Source organism: Desulfofundulus sp. JL263-se, from assembly GCF_056316025.1.
On sequence record NZ_CM149993.1, the window covers coordinates 2,337,501 to 2,360,886 of the forward strand.

The following is a 23,386-nucleotide window of genomic DNA, read 5'->3' on the forward strand; positions in this document are numbered from 1 at the left end:
TGACGTCATCCCCACCTTCCTCCGTCTTGTCAACGGCAGTCCCTCTAGAGTGCCCACCCTCCCGTGCTGGCAACTAGAGGTAGGGGTTGCGCTCGTTGCGGGACTTAACCCAACATCTCACGACACGAGCTGACGACAACCATGCACCACCTGTCTCCGCGCCCATAGTATCACTATGGAAAACCGTATCTCTACGGCTGTCGCGGGATGTCAAGCCCTGGTAAGGTTCTTCGGGTTGCGTCGAATTAAACCACATGCTCCACCGCTTGTGCGGGCCCCCGTCAATTCCTTTGAGTTTCAGTCTTGCGACCGTACTCCCCAGGCGGGGTGCTTATCGCGTTAACTACGGCACTGATGCCTCAGCGACACCAACACCTAGCACCCATCGTTTACAGCGTGGACTACCAGGGTATCTAATCCTGTTCGCTCCCCACGCTTTCGCGCCTCAGCGTCAGGTCCAGGCCAGAGAGCCGCCTTCGCCACTGGTGTTCCTCCCAATATCTACGCATTTCACCGCTACACTGGGAATTCCACTCCCCTCTCCTGCCCTCAAGCCGAGCAGTTTCAAGAACACTCCTGCGGTTGAGCCGCCGGCTTTCACCCCTGACTTGCTCGGCCGCCTACGCGCGCTTTACGCCCAGTAATTCCGGACAACGCTCGCCCCCTACGTGTTACCGCGGCTGCTGGCACGTAGTTAGCCGGGGCTTCCTCCAGGGGTACCGTCACCTCTTCTTCCCCCTGGACAGAGCTTTACGACCCGAAGGCCTTCTTCGCTCACGCGGCATCGCTCCGTCAGGCTTTCGCCCATTGCGGAAAATCCCCCACTGCTGCCTCCCGTAGGAGTCTGGGCCGTGTCTCAGTCCCAGTGTGGCCGGTCACCCTCTCAGGCCGGCTACCCATCGTCGCCTTGGTGCGCCTTTACCACACCAACTAGCTAATGGGACGCGGACCCATCCAGAAGCGGCGCTCCCGCACCTTTCCTTCTACTGCCATGCAACAGTAAAAGCTCATCCGGTATTAGCACCGGTTTCCCGGTGTTATCCCGGTCTTCCGGGTAGGTTATCCACGCGTTACTCACCCGTCCGCCACTAGGCACTCCCCCGTCCGTCCCGAAGGACTTCCAAAGGCTGCCCCGTTCGACTTGCATGTGTTAGGCATGCCGCCAGCGTTCGTCCTGAGCCAGGATCAAACTCTCCATTTATTTATCCGGAAAGTTTAATCTCTTACCTCCAAGGGCTCTATCAAAACCAGGGTCACTGTTCAGTTTTCAAAGACCTTTTCCCTCCCCTGCCGGCTTGCCGCCGGCAGTAATATAATTTATCAAAGAAAATTTCACTTGTCAATAGCAATTTCAGGAAACCTTTTAAAAAAAATTTCTAAAAGTTGTAGGGTAAATTTTCCTGCATTCGACACATTACTCTAAAATTTTGTAATTTTTTAACCCCAGCTTGACGCCGGTGAAAAACATAGTAACACTAAACAGATTTAAATGCAAGAGGAAAGTTGTGTCTTTTTATTCGATTTATATTGTAACTTTCTTTTTTTCATTTATTCATTTCTTCATACAATTTCTTTACCTGCCGGCAAGATTACCGAAAATACTGCCTGAAAAATCAGCCACTACTTGCGGTACATCTCCTACAATAATACTTTCTGCCACCGGTACTCGGGTGGCCACTTTAACCTCGGCACTTTCCAGCGGAATCCATATGCGGACCATTGTAGTAAAATCAAGATATATTTTATGCCTGGTTTGGTTTATCCCTGCATGCTCAAACTTGTCATCTATTTGTACATCCACCGTACCAATGGGTGTAATTCTAACATTAATTTTAGGTCCCCAGTGCGCCAGTATAAAGCTTCCCAAAATTTGTCCCAAGGGAACGGAAATAGTTTCTCCCTGTAATTCCTGCAACCTTCTTTGCACCTCCAGGGCCATGTCCGCCTGTACCTGATTGACCCTCACCGTATTGGCCTGCATGACCGCTACCCGCCCCTGATTATCCTTTTGCCAGGTTATGAAATCTTGATAGCTAATGTTACTTTTGGCTATTTCACTGCGAACCGCCCTGTTTATGGCATCCACGGCCATTTGAGTTACTTCAACCTCGGCAATAGAATATACCGCGGGCCGTACACGCCGGTCCAAAAACAAAAAACTGCTGATTAAAAGGGCAATAACCATTAAAGTTATTATTATCTTTTTTATTGGCCGCGGTTGTTTAAACAAATGAATCCCCCCTCAAACTAAAGTATGGGGGTAAACCGAAATAAAATAAGAAAGTTTCTCTATAATATAATTTATGCTTGAGACATTTATACTTTCATAAAAAAACCGGGCACTGCTAATACAGCCCCCGGTAGAAAATTCCTTTAAATAACTATATTTAAATTAAGCTACACCAGTTTTAAAAACTTCCTTTTCCCTACTTTAATTACCGTTCCCGGCTTTGGCTTAATCCTGATACCGGGGTCGCTAACCTTTTTCCCATCCAGTTTAACCGCTCCCTGCTGTATCATACGCCTTGCCTCACTGGTACTGGAACAGGTACCCGCCAATTGCAACAATTTGGGCAACCATATTTCCCCGGCCTCCAAGTTTTCCTTGGGAACATGAAACTCCGGTATATCTTCCGGTAAATCCCGCTTTTGGAAAACCCTTTTGAAGTATTCCTCGGCTTCTCTGGCAGCACTCGCCCCGTGATAAAAACCTACAATTTCCCGGGCCAGCCGCATCTTTACATCCCGGGGATGTGCACTGCCGTCTTTTAACCCAGCTTCAATTTTACGCACTTCCTCAAGTGGCACAGGGGTAAGCAAAGTAAAGTACCTTATCATAAGCTCGTCGGGTATACTCATTGTTTTGCCGTACATTTCCTCCGGCGGCTCATCAATACCTATATAATTCCCCAGGCTTTTACTCATCTTTTGTACACCGTCAAGGCCTTCAATTATAGGCATCATAATGGCTACCTGGGGTTCCTGGCCGTATTCCTTTTGTAAATGGCGCCCCATGAGAAGGTTAAATTTTTGATCTGTACCCCCCAATTCAATATCGGACTTTAAGACTACGGAATCATAACCTTGCATAAGAGGGTAGAAAAATTCATGTATACTGATGGGCTGGTTAGCATGATAGCGCTTATGAAAATCATCCCGCTCCAGCATTCGGGCTACGGTATATTTGGCAGCCAATTCAATCACATCGGCAAAGTTCAACTTACTAAGCCATTGGCTATTAAATACCAGCCTGGTCTTTTCTGGTATCAGAACCTTGTATATTTGTTTTTCATAAGTTTTGGCGTTTTCTTTAACCTCTTCTTCGGTGAGCTGTTTGCGGGTTTCTGACTTTCCGGTAGGATCACCTATGCGTGCGGTAAAATCGCCGAGAATAATGATTGTTTCGTGACCAAGTTCTTGAAATTGGCGTATTTTCTGCAATACAACGGTATGGCCTAAGTGAATATCAGGGGCGGTGGGATCAAGGCCCAGCTTTATTTTTAAAGGCTTCCCGGTTTCCACCGAACGTTTTAATTTATCGACCAATTCATTTTCCGGCGTAATTTCTGCAACGCCTCTTTTGATTATTTCCAGCTGTTTCTCCACCGGATACATTTCTCTATCCCCTTTCCATTCCTGCATATCAATTCTTATGATTATACCAAACAGTATAACAATTTTACAATATTACCCCTGCCGTAACCGTAAGGAAGCAAGTTGACAAAACCCATAAAGAGGTAAGTTTCTTGTTTTTTAAAGATTTTATCCTGCAGGATATTTTACACCTTATGAAAATAATTGTAATTAAAATGTACTTGGAGGTAAAAGCGATGTCCTTACCCTTAATGGCAACTGTTAGACAAAAATTTCCTGCAGAACGCATAACTGATATTGAAGCTTCCGTGCAATCCCAATTGCAAAGTATTAACCTTAACAGTCGAATACGTGCCGGCCAAACAATCGGCATTACCGCCGGAAGCCGGGGAATAACTAATATAGTAAATATATTGCGGGAAATAGTAAAAACCGTAAAAGATGCGGGTGCCCGCCCGGTATTAATACCTGCCATGGGAAGTCACGGTGGGGGAACCCCGGAAGGTCAGCTGGCAATTCTCCATAAACTCGGAATAACCGAAGAAAGCATGGGTACCACAATTATACCCGAAACCGAAGGAATCCTTCTAGGGTACACAAATGAAGGTACTCCGGTACATATAAACCGCGCAGCCCTCAACTGCGACGGCATAATAGTTGTAAACCGGGTAAAGCCCCATACATCCTTTCATGGGCCCGTAGAAAGCGGCATCCATAAAATGATTGCCGTCGGCCTGGGAGGGCCCGCGGGAGCCGAAGTCATTCACAGGGCCGGAGCCCCGGCCCTGTCCAAAATAATTCCGGAAATAGCCAAAGAAATAATGAAGCGCGTACCCATTATTATGGGAATGGCCATAATTGAAAACGCCTACGAAGAAACACAGCTAATAGCCTCTGTATTGCCGGAAGAATTATGGGAAAAGGAAACCTTGTTGTTGGAAAAAGCCCGCCAAGCCATGCCGTCCCTCCCTATAAATGAAATTGACCTTTTAATTGTAGACCAGATGGGTAAAAATTTCAGCGGTACAGGCATGGATACAAATATTATTGGAAGACTTCGCATACAAGGGATGCCCGAGCCTGAAAGCCCAAAAATAAAACGCATTGCCGTTTTGGATTTGAGCCCCGAAAGTAACGGTAACGCCAACGGCATTGGCCTGGCTGACTTCACCACCCGCAGGCTGGTAGATAAAATCGATTTTAAAATCACCTATAAAAATACTTTAACCGCCACCTTCACCCAGCGGGCTATGATACCCATAATCCTGAAAAATGATCGGGAGGCCATCAGCACTGCCCTTCAAAGCATTGGACATTTAGATTTCCAAAAGGCGAGGATTATACGGATAAAAAATACCCTGAACCTAACTGAAATTCAGGTTTCAAACTCGGTGCTTGATGAAATTGTGGCCAATCCCCGGATTCAGTTAATTAAAAAACCTGCGGAAATGGAATTTGACAGCTCCGGAAATTTATTGCCATTTTAGAAAAATAGCGATACCGCCGGGTATTTTCATACCAGGCGGTTTTTTATTTTACGGCCCATAGTTTTTTACGCAACAAAAAATAATATCGCAAACCAGCCGCAGGGCCAAGGCGCGGTTAAAAACGATATCTTTTTTTCGGAGTATTAAAATATCTTCCCTGATAAACAATAAAAAAAATTCCGCTTAAGAAGACAGGAGGTGCAAACTTTTGGAAACCGCCCTAACCAATAAAGAAAAAACCGGTCCTGCAACCGATACCATAAAGCTCTGGATCAATAACAGGTTGGTGGAAGTGCCTTCAGACACACCAAATTTGCTCGAAGCAGCAAAATATGCAGGTATAGAAATCCCCAGCCTGTGTTACCTCCAAGATATAAACAGGGCTGGCTCATGCCGGGTATGCTTGGTGGAAGTGGAACAAAACGGGCAAAGAAAACTACAAGCATCCTGCGTTTACCCGGTAACACCGGGCTTAAAAATTTATACCAATTCCCGGCGAGCCCGTAACGCCCGGCGGCGCATGCTGGAATTACTATTGTCGGAGCACCAAATAGATTGTCTTAATTGCATACGAAACAGAAACTGCGAGCTGCAAGACTTGGCTGAAAAGATGGGTGTACGCAGAATACGCCTAAAAGGAGAAAAAATAAAATATCCAATCTACAACAAAAACCCATTTATTGTAAAAGACTATAATAAATGTATCAAATGTCGGAGGTGCGAGGCCGTTTGCAGGGAAATACAAGGTGTAAATGCCGTTGCGGCCAGAAACCGCGGGTTTAAAACGGTGATTGGACCGGCATTTATGAAGGATTTATCCGAAGTGGATTGTATTGCCTGCGGACAGTGCGTAACGGTCTGTCCAACCGCAGCCCTGGCTGAAAAAGAATATATCGACCAGGTTTGGGATACCATAAACGACCCCGACAAAATAGTGGTGGTGCAAACTGCGCCGGCAATCCAGGTTACCCTGGGAGAATTCTTCGAAATGCCGGCGGGCACCGTAGTGACGGGTAAAATGGTGGCGGCACTGCGCCGGCTGGGATTTGATAAGATCTTTTCCACCGCATTGGCCGCCGACCTAACTATTGTGGAAGAAGCCCATGAATTGCTGGAGAGATTGGAAGGTAAGGGGAAACTGCCCCTGATTTCTTCTTGCAGTCCTGGGTGGGTAAAGTTTTGCGAACATTTTTATCCCGAATTCGTCGATAACCTCTCCACCTGCAAGTCTCCCCAAGAAATGCTGGGCGCTCTCGTTAAAACCTATTACGCTGAAAAGGAAAACATTGACCCCCATAAACTGGTGGTGGTAGCAATCATGCCCTGCACAGCCAAGAAATTTGAGGCGGCTAGGCCGGAAATGATCACCAGGGGCACCAGGGACGTGGACTTTGTCTTAACAACCAGGGAATTGGCCCGCATGATTAAAGAGGCAGGACTAGATTTTAAAAATCTTCCTGAAGAAGAATACGACAAGCCCTTGGGAATGACTACGGGGGCAGGTAACATTTTCGCCACCACCGGCGGTGTTATGGAAGCAACCATCCGAACCGCATATGCCCTAACCGAAGGAGAAGAAATGCCCGGGCGCATAGAGTTCAAACAATTACGGGGAATGCGGGGCATACGGGAAGCAACCATAGAGCTTGGGGGAAGGAAGATCAGACTGGCGATTGCCCACGGTACCAGAAACGCCCGCCGCCTGCTGGAACGGGTCAAAGCCGGCGATAAATTTCACTTTATTGAAATAATGGGCTGTCCGGGCGGCTGTATCGGTGGCGGCGGGCAACCCTTAATAGGAAAAAGGGATAGAAAGCAATCCACAGAATTATTACGCAAGCGGGCCACCGCCCTGTACACCATTGACTTGGATAAAAAGAAGCGCCGGGCCCATGAAAACCCGGCGGTAAAAGAGCTTTACGAAACCTACCTGGGTAAGCCCCTGGGCCAAAAGGCAAAAGAACTACTCCACGTAAAATACACCCCCAGGGGACGCGCTTTAAAGAAAATGTTCCATTAAAAAACGGGGAAGGTAAATTTCGGCCCCGTATTTTTTATTTTTGAATGGAATTTTTCCCAGCTTCCCTTTATCCCTTGAAAGACTATGTTATAATTAAGATTAATAGTTAATTTTTATTTTTTGTACAGGCCGCATTCTACCGTTCCCCATGAATCATGTTAAAAAATGTTAGTTGATTTTGAGAGGAGGATTTAAGTTAACATTGTCAGAATATTTTATATTATTTCATATTATTTTTAAATAAAAAACGGTGGTGACTATGACGGTATTTGATACACCCAAAGGTCGGGTTGAAATATTGGGACCAGTAACTAAGGAATTTATTGAAGGTCTTAATATGAATAAAAACCTTAATAACTTCCGCAGGGCCTCCAGGCAAAAAGAAGCTTTGATGCTTGTGGCTGACCTGCCGGAAGGTATTGTATATATAGTAAAACATGAAAACGAGATAATAGGCTATGTATTGTTTCATTACCCCAACCAATACAGCAGGTGGAGCAAACATCCCCGCATGTTGGAACTGGGAGCCATTGAGATAAGTAAGGATTGGAAACAATTGGGACTCGCAACGAAACTCCTTAAGGAAGCTTTTAAGAATCCGGAACTGGAAGAATACATCGTCATAACCACAGAGTTTTACTGGCATTGGGATATTGAAGGCAGCGGCCTGGATATATGGGGATATCAAAAAATGCTTAAAAAACTTTTTGGCAGCGTCGGCTTTAAAAGGCGCCATACCGATGACCCGGAAATTTTAGAACATCCGGCCAATATGCTCATGGTCCGGTTTGGGAAAAATGTAACCGATGCCCATTTAAAGGCTTTTGAAGAACTTACCTATCAACAGTCTATAATCATGTAAATTTAAAGCCCCGGCTCGCACCGGGGTTCGACATTTTTTACCGCTTTTATTTTTTAACATTCTGCCGCTTATTTACAAAGCCAATCTTTTCCTTGACTATTTTTACCCTTGTTTCCAAGTCTCCTTGGACCAAACAATAGGGTACATTCATAATATCCAGGAAATTTTTAATCTTTTGGTCCACCATATGGGCAAATTCCTCGTCTTGATATCTGATTCCATCTTTATCCATGGCAAATTCCCTGGGTATATAGAATACTTCATATTCAGGCAAATCCTTCATGGCCCACTCGAATAATTTCATTAAGGCATATATTTCTTTTGGATCTTTGAAATTACAGGACATTAAACCATATACGTAATTTAAAATGGTAGCATTGTCACAGAAAATTATATCACAGTAATTAAGCTCTTCTTCCCTTTTCTTTTGTCCCTCATACAACAAAAACTGTTCAAAAATGGTAGTCGGAGGCCCATACCAGGCAATGTAGGACCTGGCAAATTCCAGACAAACACTGCTAACATAACCGGCCAGACTGTAATCAACATCCAACTGCTTGCAAAGGGTTGTCTTCCCGGTGCCGGGCCCGCCCAAAATAGCTATCTTTTTCGGCTTGTCTTTTTTCAAAAGGTCACCCCACCCCAAAACTTTATTTCTTTAATTAAAATAAAAATTACGACACCCAACTCTAATTTCCTGCCTGACCAAATTAGCTGCAGGAATGCTTTAACTGAACTGGTATGTTATAATAGCAGGGATAGTTATTTTGACAATAAGCTTCAATTAGGGTGAGATAAAAAATACTAAAAGTAGGAAAATAAAATTAAATTCTTTGAAAGATTTTCCATACAACAGGTAAAATAATATGGAATAATTATAATTTTTTTTAAGAATGGGTTTTTATATTTTAAAAAGCAGGAAATTAAGAAAATTTTGGCGAATAATTAGTAAAAGGCATATAAAGATATGTGATTTTTTACACTTTCTTCCGTGGGGAGAGGAGGAACAGCAGTGGAAGCTATAACTTATTTCGATGAGGTTAGGGAAGTCATCCAGGAAATGGGTGGCGAAGATATTACCCTGTGTTTGCAGTGCGGTATGTGTGCCGGAAGCTGTCCTTGGGGCAAAATGGAAAAGGAAAGTGAATTTATTATTCGGAAAATGCTGCACATGGGGCGGATGGGAATAGAAGGTTTTGAAAATGACAATGTGCTCTTTGCATGCACCACCTGCAACCAGTGTGTAGTAAAGTGCCCGCGGGGGGTAAATGTTGTTAATCTAGTAAGGGCAATGCGCTCGGTTGTCGCTGAAACCGGTGGTATACCCAAAAATTTAAAAGCTGTGGTGGGCAGCATTAACAGCAACGGAAACCCGTGGGGCCAGGATTCCGATAAACGTATTTCATGGATAAAGGACATGGAAGTACCCATTTTTGAAGACCACGAGTATCTATTATATGTTTGCTGTACATCTGCTTATGACAGCCAGAAAATTGCCCGTTCGGTGGTAACTTTGTTGCAAAAAGCCGGGGTAAGTTTCGGAGTAATTGGTAATGAAGAACGTTGCTGCGGGGAAGCTACGAGAAAAATTGGCGCCGAAGAAGAATTTACCAACCTGGCGGAATATAATATTAACCTCTTTAATGAAAAAGGAGTAAAAAGAATTATTACCACTTCCCCGCACTGTTACTATACCCTTACCCAAGAATATCCGCAACTGGGGGGAAAGTTCGAAGTCGTCCACTATACTCAACTGTTAGCCCAACTGGTTAAGGAAGGTAAACTAAGTTTTAACACTTCCAATGCTAAAAAAGTTATATACCACGATCCCTGTTACCTTGGCAGGCACAGCAAGATATACGAAGAGCCGAGACAACTTTTACAGGCGGTACCGGGACTGCAGTGCATGGATTACGATGATAACAGGGAATACAGCCTCTGCTGCGGGGGCGGCGGTGCCCGCATCTGGATGGAAACCGAATCCGGCTTACGCTTCTCCGACGTAAAAGTCAAAGAAGCTGCTGCCAAGGGAGCGGAAATTATTGCCACTGCCTGCCCTTACTGCATAGTAATGCTGGAAGACAGCTGCAAGAACCTCAATAAAGATGAAGAAATTGCGGTTAAGGACATTAGCCAGATATTGGCCGAGAGTATTTAAAACAAATAATTTTATTTAGTCGAAAAGAGAGAACCGTGGGATGATAACCACGTTCTCTCTTTTTTTACGAAATTTTCTTGCAGTTTTCCAATTTTTGCAAGCTAAGCTATACGAAATGGGTCAAATCCTTTTTTACTTGGTAGAACTTCTACATCCATCCCTTTTTCCCGAACACGTTTTTTAAGGTAATTACTTAAAAGCTCAATTACTACTTTCTCTGTACCGTAATGACCCGCGTCCACAAATTTTATCCCTTCCGCCAGCATGTCCCTGGCTGCATGATACTTAACATCACCTGTTACCAATACATCTGCCCCCATAGCCCGGGCAACGGGCCATAAATCGGCCCCCGAGCCCCCGCACACAGCAATCCGATCTACAAATTCTTCGCCCTCACCGCCGTAGCAGATATAAGGAACATTCAAAGCTTTCTTCACCAATTGTATCAATTCGGTGAATTTTACCGGGGAAGGTAAATTCCCCACTCGTCCCAGACCCCTGGCCGGCCCCTCCTGGGCAAGGGGATAAAGGTCATAGGCCACTTCCTCATAAGGATGGGCATCTATCATGGCCCTCACTGCCCTGTCCGTATTTGCCGCAGGCAGTATGGTTTCCAGGCGGATTTCCTCAACCCGCTCCAGCTGACCTTGCTTTCCTATGTACGGATTGGTACCTTCTCCCGGGCGAAACGTACCTGTGCCCTTCACCTGAAAGGTACAGTCACTGTAATTACCAATCCAGCCCGCCCCTTCCCGGCGCAAAACCTCCATGACCTCATCCAGGTGCGACGGGGGAACAAATACCACCAGCTTAAAATATTTTTCTCTTTTTACCACCTGCAACACCCGGATATCCTGAAGTCCTAATTTCTGAGCCAGTATATCATTTACCCCGCCTTCCGCAATATCCAAATTGGTATGAGCGGCAAAAACCCCTACCCCTGATTGAATTAACTTGCCTATAAGCCGTCCCGCGGCATTGTCCAGGCGAATATTTTTCAGGCCCTTCATAATCAAGGGGTGGTGACAAATTATCAGCTGTACACCCTTTTCCACCGCTTCTTCCGCAACCTGCTCATCAACGTCCAGAGCTACCATTACCCTGCTGACCTCGCTTGCCGGGTCGCCCAGCTGCCACCCGCTATTATCCCAGCCTTCAGCCAGGGCAGGTGGCGCCAATTTTTCCATAAGGGCAACCAGCTCCTTAGCTTTTACGGACATTACACAGGGCCTCCCTTACCTTTTCTATTAATTCCCTTATCTTTTTTTCTTTTTCCGCCGCTTTTGGATCCGAACTCCTGGACAGGCCCTCTAAAATATGCAGGTATTCCTTATTTTTTTGCTCCAGGAGTTTTTTAAGCGGCAATCCTCCCTTTTGTAAAAGACAGGGCCCGATTTCGAAAGAAAAGTGATCTTTGGGAAAGCTTCCCCGTCCCCTTACAGATACGATAAGGGGGTAAAGCTTTCTGTTTTCTTGTATAAGCTGTTCATCCACAATACCCCAATTGTTCTCCACCAGCCAGCTGCGCAGTGCCCCCGCATTATTATTAGGCTGCAAAACAAGACGTGATACACTTTTCAGTACCTCGGGACCTTTCTCCAATATACGGGCTATCAACTTTCCTCCCATGCCCGCCAGGATAATTACATCCACTTCACCCGGTTTTAAAACTTCCAGGCCATCCCCTTGCCGTATATCTATTTTTTCCCCCAGTCCATAGGAGCACACTGTTTGCCTGGCCGATTCTATGGGGCCGGAATTCAGGTCGCTGGCCACAGCCCGGAGACAAATCCCCGCTCGGACCAGGTAAACCGGTAAATAGGCGTGGTCTGTACCTATATCTGCCACAACTGAATTTCGGGGTACATGCTGTGCCAGAGCAGCTAACCTTCGGGAAAGCTGCATAAGCCATCACTACCTTGCACTAATAATAACCTGACCTTTGGACCGGTACTTCCCGCTGTACTCAATAAATTAGCAGGTTAAGTGTAAACAGGCCACCGTAGTTCTTTTTTCGCAATAGTCATTATATAAGCTGCAGGCTTTGTCCGTAGGTGCAATTAATACTTTAACCCCTTTATCCTCCAGCATTCTCACCGTAGAAGGAAGTACTTTCACAAGGCCGCCGGTTCCCATTCCAAAAACCACCACCTCAGGGGCGAAATTTATTACTTTCCCCACATCTTCGGGACAAACCTCATGGCCTTTCTTTCGCCACCACGGGCAGTACACTTCACCCGGAAATATTATGAGGTCAGAAGTATATTCCCCGGCACCAATAAAAATCCTGCCAAAGCTAAAAGATTCAATTTTTAAAGGCATATTTCCGCCTCCGACTAAGGAAAATTCAGTTTGGGCAGACGGGTTTCTCTTTTGCTAATTCATTTACTATTTTCCCAAATATTGCTGAACTAGCAGGGGATCAAGCCCCGCTCTTTCCATTTGCCGGCAAAAATTACATATTGCAGCGGTGGTGGGCTGGCCGCATTTTTTACACTTTACCAGTTCGGGTTTAGTCTGCCTTTTTTCAAAGTAAAGCTTACCGTTACGCAGAAAACCGTGGTAGAAGTGTTCCTTTGTGCCTGGAGAAACTTCTTCCAGCCGGTTTAAAACTTCCTTGTACAAAAGAGAGCGGGCCCCCTCGGACATGGGACATTCCTCAAGTATATAGTCAATTCCTTTCAACAGGCAGTAAGCCGCTGTTTCCCTTTCCGTAAGCCGGCATAAAGGCTTCACCTTGCGGGCCAGTCCTTTCTCATCGGGCGGCATGTTGGGAGATTGCCTTTCCAGGTAGCCTATTTGCCAGTGAAGCACGTTTCCCAACAGAGTCGCCGCCTCATCATCCATGTTGTGCCCTGTGGCCACGGCGGCGTACTCTCCTCTTTCCGCAACCACGTTCATAATATACCGCTTTACCAGTCCGCAGGCAGAACAATAAGTTCTGCGGTTACGTTTGGCAATATCACCAATACCGACACCATATAATTTAACCAGAGAAACTTCTTTCAAAAGTGCCCCTCTGGCCGAGGCAAAAACCCGGGCCTTTTCCCTTGAAGCAGCGGAATATTCATCAATCCCCAAGTCAATGTACAGGCCATCGGCAGCATAGCCCTTTTCAAGCAAAAGATCCCACAGGGCCAGGCTATCCTTGCCCCCCGATACAGCCACCAATATCTTTTCCCTTTTGGTAAACATTTTAAACTTGCGAATGCACTTTTCCACCTGGTTCCCCAGGTGTTCCAGCAAATGCTCGGGACAAAAGGCGGCATTATGCCGCCGTATATCCAGACAAGCAAGTTTTCCGCATATTCTGCACTTCACTGTAGCATAACCTCCCCTACATAAGCTCTATCCCCCGGAAGTCACCGGCCAAATTTCTATTTCCTCGTTATCCTTCACCATTACATCAGGGGTTAAAAGGCGCTTATCCTTCATTACAAGCACGTTTTCCGGATTAATGTTCAACATGCGAAGAATATTTTTTACCGTATGGTTACCGGAAATCTCTTTTACGGTTTGTTCCCTGCGCATTATTACCCTCACACTATCACTCCCTGGAACTACTATGTTAAATCAATTTTAAACACAAGATAAGTACAGCCCGGTGTTAGTATACCGGGCTTAAAATTTTTATATCACAAAACTCTCACTTTTTTCAACGATAACCCGACCGTAAAAACCGTTTCCTTAGCCTTATGCTATAATTAATAAAAAAATAGTTAACGAGAGGTGTTAACAGTGAACCTTTTCATTGTTGACACCGAAGACACATTAATTTGGCAACCTAAGCTTCTAGATCTCGCTGCTCGAAGGATTAAAATCAACAAAGACGGGCTAAAGCTCCTCAGCAAGCGAGAAACCTTTGAAAAATTAAACAAGAAGCTGAGCCTGCTCTCCTCCGGCATAACCTTTTTGGGAAGCGGAGAATTTCACCACCTATCCTACCATCTTATCCGGGTTCACGCCAAAAAATCCCTTACTTTAATTGTTTTTGACCACCACGCCGACTGCAGCCCGGCAATACAAGGTTTTATTAGCTGTGGGTCCTGGCTAGCAGAAGTTGCCAAACTACCTGCGGTAAGCCGGATAGTCCTAATCGGTACCGATGAACCCATATCCCTTTCAAAAGTAACTACCGTCCCCCCAGCCCAGTGGCGTGCAATCTTCAAGCGAGGATGGCACTCCTTTAAAATATTGATACCAACGAAAAGGATATATATCTCCATTGACAAGGACGTTCTCAGAGAAGTTAATACCAGCTGGGGAAACGGCCCGATTGCCCTTAATGAACTGCTGGCCTGGTTGCGGTGGGCCAAGTATACATGGAAAATTGTCGGTGTAGATGTTTGCGGCGAATTAGTGCCACGCAATCTCTGGCCAAATCACAATGAAATCCGCTGGATAAGAACCAATGAACGAGTTAACCTGGCTATTTATCGAACATTAAACAAAAACGTAAGTCCAGCTCAAAATAATTCTGCCTAACCAAATTAAAAAAATGGAACTGCCCTCCTTTCTCCAATGGCAATTTGATTAATTGATGACACAATTTATTTCCGGTAAAGCACGTTTAGCCCCCATCCATCTGCTTTCACATATCATAAAACCCATACTTCAATACTTACCCAGTCCTACCTGGTATAATAACATTGGTACCTTACAGCCCTATAGCCTTGCAATCTATTACTTAAGTGAATGATAAGATAAAATTATTACAAAGGCCGGGTGCTAACGCTCGGTTTTTATCGTGTCAGGTGTTAATTTAAAAGTTAGGAAAGCTGGTGATTTCTTTGAAAAAGTCAAAAGTAGTGGAGGCTAAGGAACTTACCAAAAAATACGGTAATTTTGTCGCAGTCAATAACATTGATTTTCATGTACTGGAAGGGGAGTGTTTTGGATTCTTGGGCCCCAACGGGGCCGGCAAAACCACCACGGTGAAAATGATTTACTGCTTTTCTCCGGTAACCTCCGGTACTTTGAAAGTTATGGGAATGGACGTACGGCAACATCAGCGGGATATAAAAGCCCGACTGGGAGTAGTACCCCAGGAAAACAACCTGGACCATGAATTGACGGTCCGGCAAAACCTTTTAATTTATGCCGGGTATTTTGGCATTGTTGGGGCCGAGGCGGAAAAGCGGACTGACGAGTTGTTGGAGTTTTTCGGGCTTACAGATAAGAAGAACACTCCGGCAAATAATCTCTCCGGTGGTATGAAGAGAAGACTTACCATTGCCCGGGCCCTCATCAATAAACCCGGGCTTTTAATACTGGATGAACCTACCACGGGACTGGACCCACAGGCACGGCACCTGGTATGGCAACAACTAAGAGAACTAAAAAATAAAGGTATAACCCTTTTGCTTACAACCCATTATCTGGAAGAAGCTGACAGGCTCTGTGATCGTTTGATAATTATGGATAAAGGGGAAATATTGGATCAGGGGGACCCCCGGGCACTGGTTAAAAAGCACGCAGGAGATGAAGTTCTGGAACTCAGTGTGCCGGAGGACCAACGGAAATGTTTGTTGAAACGGGTTCAAAAGGATATTTGCGGACATCTTAACCTGGGCTCAAACCTTTACCTTTTCCCCAAAAACGGCAAGATGCTTTTGGCAAGGCTCCAAAACGAAAATTTTACCCTGCGCTATCAACTCTTGCGCCCGGCTAACCTGGAAGACGTGTTTTTTAAGCTTACCGGAAGGAGGTCGGGGTAATGAGTATAGCCCACATTTCTTACCGTACCTGGCGGGTCTTCCTGCGTAATTTTATTGTATTTAAAAAAACCTGGCTTGCAAATATAATGTTTAATTTCATAGAACCCTTGCTTTACCTTGGAGCACTGGGTTTCGGCTTGGGAGTCTTTGTAAAAGACATTGACGGCCTACCTTATATAAACTGGGTAGCGCCCGGGTTGATTGCTTCGTCGGCCATGTGGGCTACAGCTTCGGAATGTACTTACGACAGTTTTATGCGCATGAAATTTCAAAAAACATATCACGCCATTATTGCCACTCCTATCAATCTGGATGAAGTTATAGTGGGAGAAATGCTGTTCGGCACATTTAAAAGTGTCCTTTACGGGGGAGTTATCATGCTTGTTCTTTTGGCGCTGGGGCTGATACCTTCACTATGGGCATTGCTCGTATTGCCGGTGCTGGTACTTGCGGGCCTAGCCATTGCCGAAATGGCCATTACCTGGACTGGCCTGGTTCCCAATATGGAAAGTTTCAGTTATTTCTTTACCCTTATAATCACGCCCATGTTTTTATTTTCTGGCGTTTTTTTCCCACTGGAGGGGCTACCGACCTTCGTACAGGCTCTGGCCTGGTTTATGCCCCTTTACCACGTAGTTGAACTGACGCGCAGTCTTGTTCTCGGACAGGTAAATTCTGATTTACTTTACCACGTCCTTTGGCTGGTAGCATTCATTGTACTAATTTTCAAGCTTCCCCTTTACCTCATGCACCGGCGCTTAATAGACTAAAAATGGGTATACCGGTTTCATAAAGTGTAAATAAAAAGATAAACCCCGCTCTTACAAAGCGGGGCTTTACATTAATAATTTATTACATTAATAATTTATTTTTTAATAGATAACGGGTTAATTAATCCCATTCAGTATTATCTAGCCACTCTGCACATTTCTTGCACAGGGCCCTTCCCGCATAATCCAACCTAATAGGTTTAGTTTTTAACCAATCTTTTTTGGCTACATTTTCCTCATTTAATTTTGTTTCACAAATAGGACAAATTTCGTTTGGCTTAATCATTAACAGCATTCCCCTTTACATATTTTTTAAAACAAAAATCTTTAAAACTATCTAAATCCTTAGTCTCATTTTTTTACTTGTCCCTTTTTCTTTTATGCTAGCATTTCTTTTAGCCTCAAGCAAGAAAGGATTAACTATGGTAATTATAAGAACCGGTTATATAAAAAAGTTACCGACATTACAAAAAATGACCCGGTTGTCTAAAAAACAACCAGGTATTAATGGGTCCCTAATTATTTAAGAAGTCCACTCATTAACCAGCTCTTGATGATTTTTAATAAACTTCTTAACTGCATCGTCAGGGCTCATTCCATTCTCGATATCAATCATTACCGGATCTATTTCCTTCGAGAATCAATAGAAGTTATCAGCAACTTTATATACTTCAGGCACGTCCTTCTTCAAGCCTTGACGGGCCACGATATTGATATGTTCCTCCCCGCCATAAACACCCTTGGGATCTCCCAAATATTTTAGGTCCCACTTAGTAAATTTCCAGTAGGGTTTTAAGAGATACTTACAAGAACTACTTGCCCGGCCCTCCCTTGAAATTAAAAAACCCGCGAAGCCTTGATTTTACTGGCTTCACGGGTTTTTAGCATGGTGGGAGCAACAGGACTTGAACCTGTGACCCCCTGCTTGTAAGGCAGGTGCTCTCCCAACTGAGCTATGCTCCCATGGTGACCCCACCGGGATTCGAACCCGGGTTACCGCCGTGAAAGGGCGGTGTCTTAGTCCACTTGACCATGGGGCCTGAAAATGGTGGGCCCACTAGGATTCGAACCCAGAACCAGCCGGTTATGAGCCGGATGCTCTACCAGTTGAGCTATGGGCCCACAAAAATGGCTCCCCGAGCAGGATTCGAACCTGCAACCCTCCGGTTAACAGCCGGATGCTCTACCGTTGAGCTATCGAGGAACGCCGCGCATTGTTTATTATACATTAAGCAGGCCCCATGGTCAACACCTTTATTTAAACAAATTTTGTCACTCCAGATAATCTTTTAATTTTTTACTCCTGCTGGGATGCCGCAACTTACGTAACGTCTTGGCTTCAATTTGCCTAATCCGCTCCCGGGTAACCCCGAATTGCTGTCCCACTTCCTCTAAGGTGCGGGTACGCCCGTCATCCAGCCCAAACCGCAGCCGCAATACCTTCTGCTCCCTCTCGGTTAATGTAGAAAGCACTTCCTCCAGCTGCTCCCGTAATAAGGTAAAGGATGCTTCTTCTGCCGGGGCCTTGGCCTCCTGGTCCTCAATAAAATCTCCCAAGTGAGAATCCTCTTCTTCCCCTATGGGAGTCTCCAAAGAAACCGGCTCCTGGGCGATTTTCATTATTTCCCGCACCTTATCTTCGGAAATACCCATTTCCTTGGCTATTTCTTCAGGTGTAGGCTCGCGGCCCAATTCCTGCAATAACTGCCTGCTAATGCGGATTAGCTTATTAATGGTTTCTACCATGTGCACTGGAATGCGGATGGTCCTGGCTTGGTCTGCAATGGCCCGGGTAATCGCCTGGCGGATCCACCACGTGGCATAGGTACTGAATTTGTACCCCTTGCGATAATCAAATTTCTCAACTGCTTTAATTAAACCCAAGTTTCCTTCCTGGATAAGATCCAGGAATAACATTCCCCTGCCCACATACCTTTTGGCTATACTAACCACCAATCTCAGGTTGGCCTCTGCCAAACGCCTTTTAGCCTCTTCATCCCCCTGTTCCATTCTCTTGGCCAACTCAATTTCTTCTTCAGGGGTAAGCAGGGGAATGCGGCCGATTTCCTTAAGATACATGCGCACCGGGTCATCTATGCCTACACCTTCCGGCACACTGAGGTCAACTTCCACTTCCTCGGACTCGGTTGTCTCCAAAGGAGGATCTTTAACTTCAATAGGTTCCAAGTCGGTAGCCTCGGGAACTACTTCTATCCCCATACCCGCAAGTTTCTCGTAAACATCATCTATCTCTTCTGGAGTCAGATCAACTCCCTGCAGGCTATCCATAACTTCGGTATATGTCAAGACTCCCCGTTTTTTCCCTTTGTCCACAAGCTCCTTAACGTCTTTCATGATTTCTGGCCTTATATTTTCCCTCATATCGCTTCTCTCCCCTTCTTAGGGTGTTCCTACAAATATTAAAAAAGGGTTTGCAGCTTTTTCAATATTTGACCAACCCGTTTTTGGTCACCATCTTTTTCGGCTTCAACCAGTGTATCCATTAAACTCTCTCGACGTTCTTTTTTAAGAAACTTTTGCATGGCTTTAATATAAGAAGGTAATATTTTGTCCGGCTCGTCATCGGGTAAGTTTTCCATAAGCAAATCACCAAGAACTCTTTGGTCATCCTCTTCAAGAACATTGAAAAGGAATGCCGGACTGTAATCGGTCCGCTTCATCAGCGGTAATGTTGTTTCAAACACTCTCCTATATACGGGATTTTTAAAGAAATTTTCTTCCAATTCTCTTTGAACAGTTGATACCAATTGAGGATTTTCCAGCATAAGTTTAAGCAATACTTTTTCTGTCTTCGTTCTTGCATCCAATTGTATAATATTATGCTTTATTTTAGCAATTTTATCCGAATTTGGCCTTTTTTTTCGTTCTTTCTTAATAAATCTCTTTAACTCTTCAGCTACTGCATCCCAACTAGTGTGCAGTCTTGCCGCCAACAGCTTGATGGACTCCGCTCTTTCCACCTCATCCTGAATATAGGCTAAATTAGGCAAAACTTGTTCCAAAATGGCTGGCTTGCTTATAACTTCCTTCCCTAAAGAACCTAATTTAATCTGCCGGATTTTATATTCCAATAAAGATTCCGCACCGGACACCAGCTCCTGCCAGCCCTCAATGCCGCGGCGTTGTAAAAACTCATCCGGATCCTTCCCGTCGGGAATACTAATTACCCGTACCCGGCAACCCAGTTCTTGCATTAAATCCAAACCCCGGAGAGTGGCGGCAACACCGGCGGAATCAGCATCATAAGCAATTATAACGTCGCGGGTATACCGCATAAGCAACTGCACCTGGTCCCTTGTAAGACTGGTGCCCAGGGATGCCACAGCATTAACTACACCACACTGATGGGCGGTAATTACATCCATATAGCCTTCCATTATTATCGCGTAGCCGTATTCCCTGATATAACGGCGTGCCTCATAAAGGCCGTATAAAATCCGGCTTTTATTAAAATATTCCGTTTCCGGAGTATTAAGATATTTTGGCTCCCCTTCACCGAGAACACGACCGCCAAAGCCCACTACATTTCCGCCGGCATCGCGGATGGGAAATATTATACGTGAGCGAAAACGATCATAGGCCCCTCTCTTGCCAGGGACGGCAAGTCCTAGTTTTACCAAAGTATCTGCGTCATAGCCATATTTATTTAAATATTTCACCAGTCGGTCCCAGGAATTTGGAGCATATCCCAATTCAAAAAGATTAATCGTTTCCTGGGAAAGTCCTCTCTCAATAAGATATTCCCGGGCAGGGGCAGATTCTCCCCCATGCTGTAAAATCTGCTTGTAAAATTCTTTCGCCAGCAAATTAACCTTAAAACTAAGATCTGCCCTCTTGCGTCCTTCCTTGCTACCGCCCTTTCCAGTATCGGGAAGGGCTACTCCGGCCCTTCGCGCCAGGGCTTGTGCTGCCTCTTGAAAGGTTAAGCCCTCATAGAGCATCAAAAATTTAAAGACATCTCCCCCGGCAGCACAACCAAAACAATAAAAAATTTGTTTTTCAAAACTAACTGTAAAGGAAGGGTTGGTTTCCTGGTGAAACGGGCATTGCCCTACAAAATTCCTGCCCTTTTTTTTCAATTGTACGTAGTCTGAAATAACTTCTACGATATCAACACGGCTGCGAATATTTTCCACAACATCTTCGGGGATGAAACCTGCCACCAAAACCACCCGCAAAAACTTTTTTATCAATTTAAGGATTCTACATGTCTTTATTCTTTCCCTTTTTCTTTAATTAGGCCTTTAAAACACTTAAAAACGGCCTTTCTTACTGTAATTCTCTACGGCTATAGATTCTCCTCCCAGCGTTTCGACAAATTTTTAATAAAGGGATATTGCTTAGCATTCCCAATATTTGCTAAAGCTAAACTTGATCGGGAATACTAAATGCCCGGGGAATAAACAATTTTTCAAAGATAAGAATAGCATATCTATCCGTCATCCCCGCTATATAATCACAAACGGCTCTCTCCGTACCCACTTTCTCGCAGCGCGCATAGTATTCCCGGGGCAACCGTTCGGGATTTTTTACCAAATACGTGTACAGGCACTGTACCACATGACGGGCCTTTTTTTCCTCCCGTTTAGCTTCAGAGCCCACATACACCTTTTCAAAGAGAAATTCCCTCAACTCATCGGTAGCTTTTTGAACCGCCGGACTCATACTTATAACGGGGCGCTGCCAGCTGTTTTCAATTAAGTCCATAACCATCACATTAATTCTTTCCCTATGAGTTCTTCCCAATATTTCAATACATTCCGAAGGTAGATCACTTTCCCGCAAAATCCCTCCCCTGATGGCATCATCTATGTCATGGTTGATATAGGCCACCCTGTCAGCTATCCTGACTATCTGCCCCTCCAGGGTAGCCGGCTGCTCCGGGCCGGTATGATTAACAATGCCGTCCTGCACTTCCCAGGTAAGATTAAGCCCTTTACCCCCCTCCAGTTCCGCCACCACCCTGAGGCTTTGCTGGTTGTGGCAAAATCCTCCCGGAAAAACCTCATTTAGGGCGGCCTCTCCGGCATGACCGAAGGGTGTATGACCCAAATCGTGACCCAGGGCAATGGCCTCGGTTAGATCTTCGTTTAAGCGCAGCGCCTTGGCTACGGTTCTTGCTATCTGGGCCACTTCCAGGGTATGGGTCAACCTGGTTCGATAATGATCTCCTTCAGGAATAATAAATACCTGTGTTTTGTGTTTAAGCCGGCGAAAACTTTTAGAGTGAATAATTCTGTCCCTGTCCCTTTGAAAGGCCGTGCGCACCTGGCAGGGTTCCTCCGGCACCGCCCGACCCTTACTGCGGGTACTGCAACACGCAAAGGGAGAAAGAAGCTTTTCCTCCATTCTCTCCGTATGCTCGCGAATATTCACCAATACCACCTCATTTTACCGGCAAAAGTCATGCCCCGACAGGTAGAGTCCCGCCGGGGCATGACATTGGATATGAAACGGCACGGAAATTACTTGCCGGCTCTGAGATTTTTTGTAGCCTCCGCCACTTCAAACACCCTCCTGGCCAGTATACGGGTCCGCTTCAGCCCTTCCTGGTCATCTCTGGCCGGCCTTTGGCAACAGCCTCCCTGGTGTCCGGCATCGTCAGCATGGTAGCCGTCTCCAACAACAGTCATTCCCTGGCAAAGCATCATGTCGTGTATCGCCCTTATGGTAGTTTCCTGGCCGCCAAAACGCGCTCCGCCAACTGCCAGTGCCCCTCCAACTTTATTAATAAGCCCTTTTCCGGTACGCAATTTCCTGGTTTTATCCCAAAAACCCTTCAACTGCGCCGAAATGGTACAGAAATAAACCGGACTGCCTATAATAATACCGTCGGCCTTAAGCATTAGGTTAAAAGCCTCTTCCAAAGCAGTTCCTTTATAACACTTTCCTTCACACGGATTGGAACAAGCTATGCAAAAGGGTACCTTAACATCTTTTAAAACATCTGAAACATGGAGAAAAACCCCTTCTGCTCCTAACGCGCGCACCTCTTCAAGGGCAATGTTCAACATATACGCCGTATTCCCGTTTTTATTTGTACTTCCGTTAATTGCTAAAATGAGCATGTTACATCCCTCTTTCAGTAAAAATTTGATAAATCTTATTCCAATACTATTATTTAATTTTACTTGTTTTCGGACCAATTTAGTGAAACTTATGCTTTTATTTTACATCAAGTAACTTATAGCAGCACTGATTCCAAAATTTTGTAAGTCGGCCCTTTGGGGGAAAGGATACTTTGCATAAGTTCCACAGAATTAGCTTTAAAGGAGCCCAAATTTCTGGAAACTGGTACCAATTTTCGCAGCCTTTGCAAAAAAATCTCACTATTAGCAGAAGAACGGAAGCGCGCAAGGGTTATATGAGGGGAAAAGGGCCTTTTTTCCGGCAAAAACCCCAGAGGGATATGGGCTCGCTGGATTTTACTTTGTAGAGTGCGAAGCTTTTCCACCTGGCCACCCAGCCCGGCCCAAAACACCCGCGGGCGGCTGTCTCCCGGAAAGCACCCTATACCCTTTACTTCAAACGACAATTGGCCAAATCCCCCAATCTCCTTTCGCACAGCACTGACAATTTCCTCCACCCGGCCGGATTCTACATTACCCAAAAACTGTAATGTAAGATGTATGTTTTGCTCTTCCACCCATTTTAAATTAACCGGCATATCCTGCAGTGGATGTTTTATTTCATTATACAAATGTTTTTTAAGTTCCTTGGGCAGATTTATGGCCCAAAAAAGACGCATTCGCTGCAC

General features: G+C 45.1%; 22 protein-coding genes, 4 tRNA genes and 1 rRNA gene (1 of these 27 running past the window's edge). 7 read left to right on the forward strand and 20 right to left on the reverse strand.

Features of this window, described 5'->3' with window-relative positions; genetic code table 11:
- From ACX4JR_RS12125 to tyrS, 3 genes are all read right to left on the reverse strand, one after another.
- Positions 1-1,201: ribosomal RNA gene (locus tag ACX4JR_RS12125) — 16S ribosomal RNA — on the reverse strand (it extends 350 nt beyond the left edge of the window).
- Positions 1,202-1,573: 372 nt separating this feature from the next.
- Positions 1,574-2,230 (reverse strand): sporulation protein YunB, encoded by a 657-nt coding sequence (gene yunB, locus ACX4JR_RS12130; RefSeq protein WP_476058303.1) that lies wholly within the window; start codon positions 2,228-2,230, stop codon positions 1,574-1,576.
- 167 nt (positions 2,231-2,397) lie between these two features.
- Entirely contained in the window at positions 2,398-3,615 is a 1,218-nt protein-coding gene (tyrS, locus tag ACX4JR_RS12135) for a tyrosine--tRNA ligase (protein WP_476060551.1), read from the reverse strand.
- Positions 3,616-3,830: 215 nt separating this feature from the next.
- Between tyrS and ACX4JR_RS12140 the strand changes: the two genes are divergently transcribed.
- The 3 genes from ACX4JR_RS12140 to ACX4JR_RS12150 all read left to right on the forward strand — a co-directional run bounded on the left by ACX4JR_RS12140 (position 3,831) and on the right by ACX4JR_RS12150 (position 7,963).
- Complete coding sequence (locus ACX4JR_RS12140) at positions 3,831-5,081, forward strand: nickel pincer cofactor-dependent isomerase, group 22 (protein WP_476058304.1); 1,251 nt, start codon at positions 3,831-3,833, stop codon at positions 5,079-5,081.
- Positions 5,082-5,289: 208 nt separating this feature from the next.
- Positions 5,290-7,101, forward strand: coding sequence for an NADH-dependent [FeFe] hydrogenase, group A6 (locus ACX4JR_RS12145; protein ID WP_476058305.1), 1,812 nt, complete (start codon positions 5,290-5,292; stop codon positions 7,099-7,101).
- 337 nt (positions 7,102-7,438) lie between these two features.
- Positions 7,439-7,963, forward strand: a complete 525-nt coding sequence (locus ACX4JR_RS12150) for a GNAT family N-acetyltransferase (protein WP_476058306.1) — start codon at positions 7,439-7,441, stop codon at positions 7,961-7,963.
- A 46-nt stretch (positions 7,964-8,009) separates the two neighbouring features.
- On the opposite strand, the gene ACX4JR_RS12155 is transcribed toward ACX4JR_RS12150, so the two are convergent.
- A complete protein-coding gene (locus ACX4JR_RS12155) occupies positions 8,010-8,591 on the reverse strand; it encodes an AAA family ATPase (protein ID WP_476058307.1) in 582 nt (193 codons plus the stop codon).
- Positions 8,592-8,975: 384 nt separating this feature from the next.
- Between ACX4JR_RS12155 and ACX4JR_RS12160 the strand changes: the two genes are divergently transcribed.
- The gene (locus ACX4JR_RS12160) at positions 8,976-10,121 is read left to right on the forward strand and encodes a (Fe-S)-binding protein (RefSeq protein WP_476058308.1); all 1,146 of its coding nucleotides are present in this window, start codon (positions 8,976-8,978) and stop codon (positions 10,119-10,121) included.
- Between the two features lie 101 nt (positions 10,122-10,222).
- On the opposite strand, the gene ACX4JR_RS12165 is transcribed toward ACX4JR_RS12160, so the two are convergent.
- The 5 genes from ACX4JR_RS12165 to ACX4JR_RS12185 all read right to left on the reverse strand — a co-directional run bounded on the left by ACX4JR_RS12165 (position 10,223) and on the right by ACX4JR_RS12185 (position 13,652).
- Positions 10,223-11,341, reverse strand: a complete 1,119-nt coding sequence (locus tag ACX4JR_RS12165) for a Nif3-like dinuclear metal center hexameric protein (RefSeq protein WP_476058309.1) — start codon at positions 11,339-11,341, stop codon at positions 10,223-10,225.
- The gene (locus ACX4JR_RS12170; protein WP_476058310.1) at positions 11,325-12,026 is read right to left on the reverse strand and encodes a tRNA (adenine(22)-N(1))-methyltransferase; all 702 of its coding nucleotides are present in this window, start codon (positions 12,024-12,026) and stop codon (positions 11,325-11,327) included. The genes ACX4JR_RS12165 and ACX4JR_RS12170 overlap by 17 nt, the downstream gene beginning before the upstream one ends.
- A gap of 69 nt (positions 12,027-12,095) precedes the next feature.
- Positions 12,096-12,443, reverse strand: coding sequence for an MTH938/NDUFAF3 family protein (locus ACX4JR_RS12175; protein ID WP_476058311.1), 348 nt, complete (start codon positions 12,441-12,443; stop codon positions 12,096-12,098).
- Between the two features lie 66 nt (positions 12,444-12,509).
- A complete protein-coding gene (locus ACX4JR_RS12180; RefSeq protein ID WP_476058312.1) occupies positions 12,510-13,442 on the reverse strand; it encodes a PP-loop family protein in 933 nt (310 codons plus the stop codon).
- A 27-nt stretch (positions 13,443-13,469) separates the two neighbouring features.
- Entirely contained in the window at positions 13,470-13,652 is a 183-nt protein-coding gene (locus tag ACX4JR_RS12185; RefSeq protein WP_476058313.1) for a MoaD/ThiS family protein, read from the reverse strand.
- A 207-nt stretch (positions 13,653-13,859) separates the two neighbouring features.
- Between ACX4JR_RS12185 and ACX4JR_RS12190 the strand changes: the two genes are divergently transcribed.
- From ACX4JR_RS12190 to ACX4JR_RS12200, 3 genes are all read left to right on the forward strand, one after another.
- The gene (locus ACX4JR_RS12190; RefSeq protein ID WP_476058314.1) at positions 13,860-14,606 is read left to right on the forward strand and encodes an arginase family protein; all 747 of its coding nucleotides are present in this window, start codon (positions 13,860-13,862) and stop codon (positions 14,604-14,606) included.
- A gap of 296 nt (positions 14,607-14,902) precedes the next feature.
- Positions 14,903-15,838 (forward strand): ABC transporter ATP-binding protein, encoded by a 936-nt coding sequence (locus tag ACX4JR_RS12195; protein WP_476058315.1) that lies wholly within the window; start codon positions 14,903-14,905, stop codon positions 15,836-15,838.
- Complete coding sequence (locus ACX4JR_RS12200; protein ID WP_476058316.1) at positions 15,838-16,608, forward strand: ABC transporter permease; 771 nt, start codon at positions 15,838-15,840, stop codon at positions 16,606-16,608. Before ACX4JR_RS12195 ends, ACX4JR_RS12200 begins: the two co-directional genes overlap by 1 nt.
- A 121-nt stretch (positions 16,609-16,729) precedes the next feature.
- Here ACX4JR_RS12200 and ACX4JR_RS12205 read toward each other — a convergent pair whose 3' ends face one another.
- The 11 genes from ACX4JR_RS12205 to thpR form a co-directional block, all read right to left on the reverse strand.
- Positions 16,730-16,894, reverse strand: coding sequence for a hypothetical protein (locus ACX4JR_RS12205; RefSeq protein WP_476058317.1), 165 nt, complete (start codon positions 16,892-16,894; stop codon positions 16,730-16,732).
- A 354-nt stretch (positions 16,895-17,248) separates the two neighbouring features.
- Positions 17,249-17,446 carry a glycine betaine ABC transporter substrate-binding protein gene (locus ACX4JR_RS12210; protein WP_476060552.1) on the reverse strand — a complete coding sequence of 66 codons (198 nt, stop codon included), beginning with the start codon at positions 17,444-17,446 and terminating at the stop codon, positions 17,249-17,251.
- 49 nt (positions 17,447-17,495) lie between these two features.
- A tRNA-Val gene (locus ACX4JR_RS12215) sits at positions 17,496-17,571 on the reverse strand.
- A gap of 1 nt (position 17,572) precedes the next feature.
- A tRNA-Glu gene (locus ACX4JR_RS12220) sits at positions 17,573-17,648 on the reverse strand.
- Between the two features lie 6 nt (positions 17,649-17,654).
- Positions 17,655-17,730, reverse strand: a tRNA-Ile gene (locus ACX4JR_RS12225).
- Positions 17,731-17,737: 7 nt separating this feature from the next.
- Positions 17,738-17,812, reverse strand: a tRNA-Asn gene (locus ACX4JR_RS12230).
- A 68-nt stretch (positions 17,813-17,880) separates the two neighbouring features.
- On the reverse strand, positions 17,881-18,990 hold the full coding sequence (gene rpoD / locus ACX4JR_RS12235; protein WP_476058318.1) for an RNA polymerase sigma factor RpoD: 1,110 nt from the start codon (positions 18,988-18,990) through the stop codon (positions 17,881-17,883).
- A 38-nt stretch (positions 18,991-19,028) separates the two neighbouring features.
- Positions 19,029-20,792, reverse strand: coding sequence for a DNA primase (dnaG, locus tag ACX4JR_RS12240; protein ID WP_476058319.1), 1,764 nt, complete (start codon positions 20,790-20,792; stop codon positions 19,029-19,031).
- A gap of 202 nt (positions 20,793-20,994) precedes the next feature.
- Positions 20,995-22,005: a deoxyguanosinetriphosphate triphosphohydrolase gene (locus tag ACX4JR_RS12245; protein ID WP_476058320.1), complete on the reverse strand. Its 1,011-nt coding sequence runs from the start codon at positions 22,003-22,005 to the stop codon at positions 20,995-20,997.
- An 89-nt stretch (positions 22,006-22,094) separates the two neighbouring features.
- Entirely contained in the window at positions 22,095-22,697 is a 603-nt protein-coding gene (locus ACX4JR_RS12250; RefSeq protein WP_476058321.1) for a flavodoxin family protein, read from the reverse strand.
- Between the two features lie 116 nt (positions 22,698-22,813).
- Positions 22,814-23,377, reverse strand: a complete 564-nt coding sequence (thpR, locus tag ACX4JR_RS12255; protein WP_476060553.1) for an RNA 2',3'-cyclic phosphodiesterase — start codon at positions 23,375-23,377, stop codon at positions 22,814-22,816.
- Positions 23,378-23,386 lie beyond the last annotated feature (9 nt).

What these genes read in the sequence shown, in the direction of transcription:
- ACX4JR_RS12250 (WP_476058321.1), bottom strand. Translation starts at nt 22,697, where the DNA reads ATGCTCATTTTAGCAATTAACGGAAGTACAAATAAAAACGGGAATACG.
- tyrS (WP_476060551.1), bottom strand. Translation starts at nt 3,615, where the DNA reads ATGTATCCGGTGGAGAAACAGCTGGAAATAATCAAAAGAGGCGTTGCA.
- ACX4JR_RS12170 (WP_476058310.1), bottom strand. Translation starts at nt 12,026, where the DNA reads ATGCAGCTTTCCCGAAGGTTAGCTGCTCTGGCACAGCATGTACCCCGA.
- ACX4JR_RS12200 (WP_476058316.1), top strand. Translation starts at nt 15,838, where the DNA reads ATGAGTATAGCCCACATTTCTTACCGTACCTGGCGGGTCTTCCTGCGT.
- rpoD (WP_476058318.1), bottom strand. Translation starts at nt 18,990, where the DNA reads ATGAGGGAAAATATAAGGCCAGAAATCATGAAAGACGTTAAGGAGCTT.
- ACX4JR_RS12185 (WP_476058313.1), bottom strand. Translation starts at nt 13,652, where the DNA reads ATGCGCAGGGAACAAACCGTAAAAGAGATTTCCGGTAACCATACGGTA.
- ACX4JR_RS12165 (WP_476058309.1), bottom strand. Translation starts at nt 11,341, where the DNA reads ATGTCCGTAAAAGCTAAGGAGCTGGTTGCCCTTATGGAAAAATTGGCG.
- ACX4JR_RS12140 (WP_476058304.1), top strand. Translation starts at nt 3,831, where the DNA reads ATGTCCTTACCCTTAATGGCAACTGTTAGACAAAAATTTCCTGCAGAA.
- ACX4JR_RS12175 (WP_476058311.1), bottom strand. Translation starts at nt 12,443, where the DNA reads ATGCCTTTAAAAATTGAATCTTTTAGCTTTGGCAGGATTTTTATTGGT.
- thpR (WP_476060553.1), bottom strand. Translation starts at nt 23,377, where the DNA reads ATGCGTCTTTTTTGGGCCATAAATCTGCCCAAGGAACTTAAAAAACAT.
- ACX4JR_RS12150 (WP_476058306.1), top strand. Translation starts at nt 7,439, where the DNA reads ATGAATAAAAACCTTAATAACTTCCGCAGGGCCTCCAGGCAAAAAGAA.
- ACX4JR_RS12205 (WP_476058317.1), bottom strand. Translation starts at nt 16,894, where the DNA reads ATGATTAAGCCAAACGAAATTTGTCCTATTTGTGAAACAAAATTAAAT.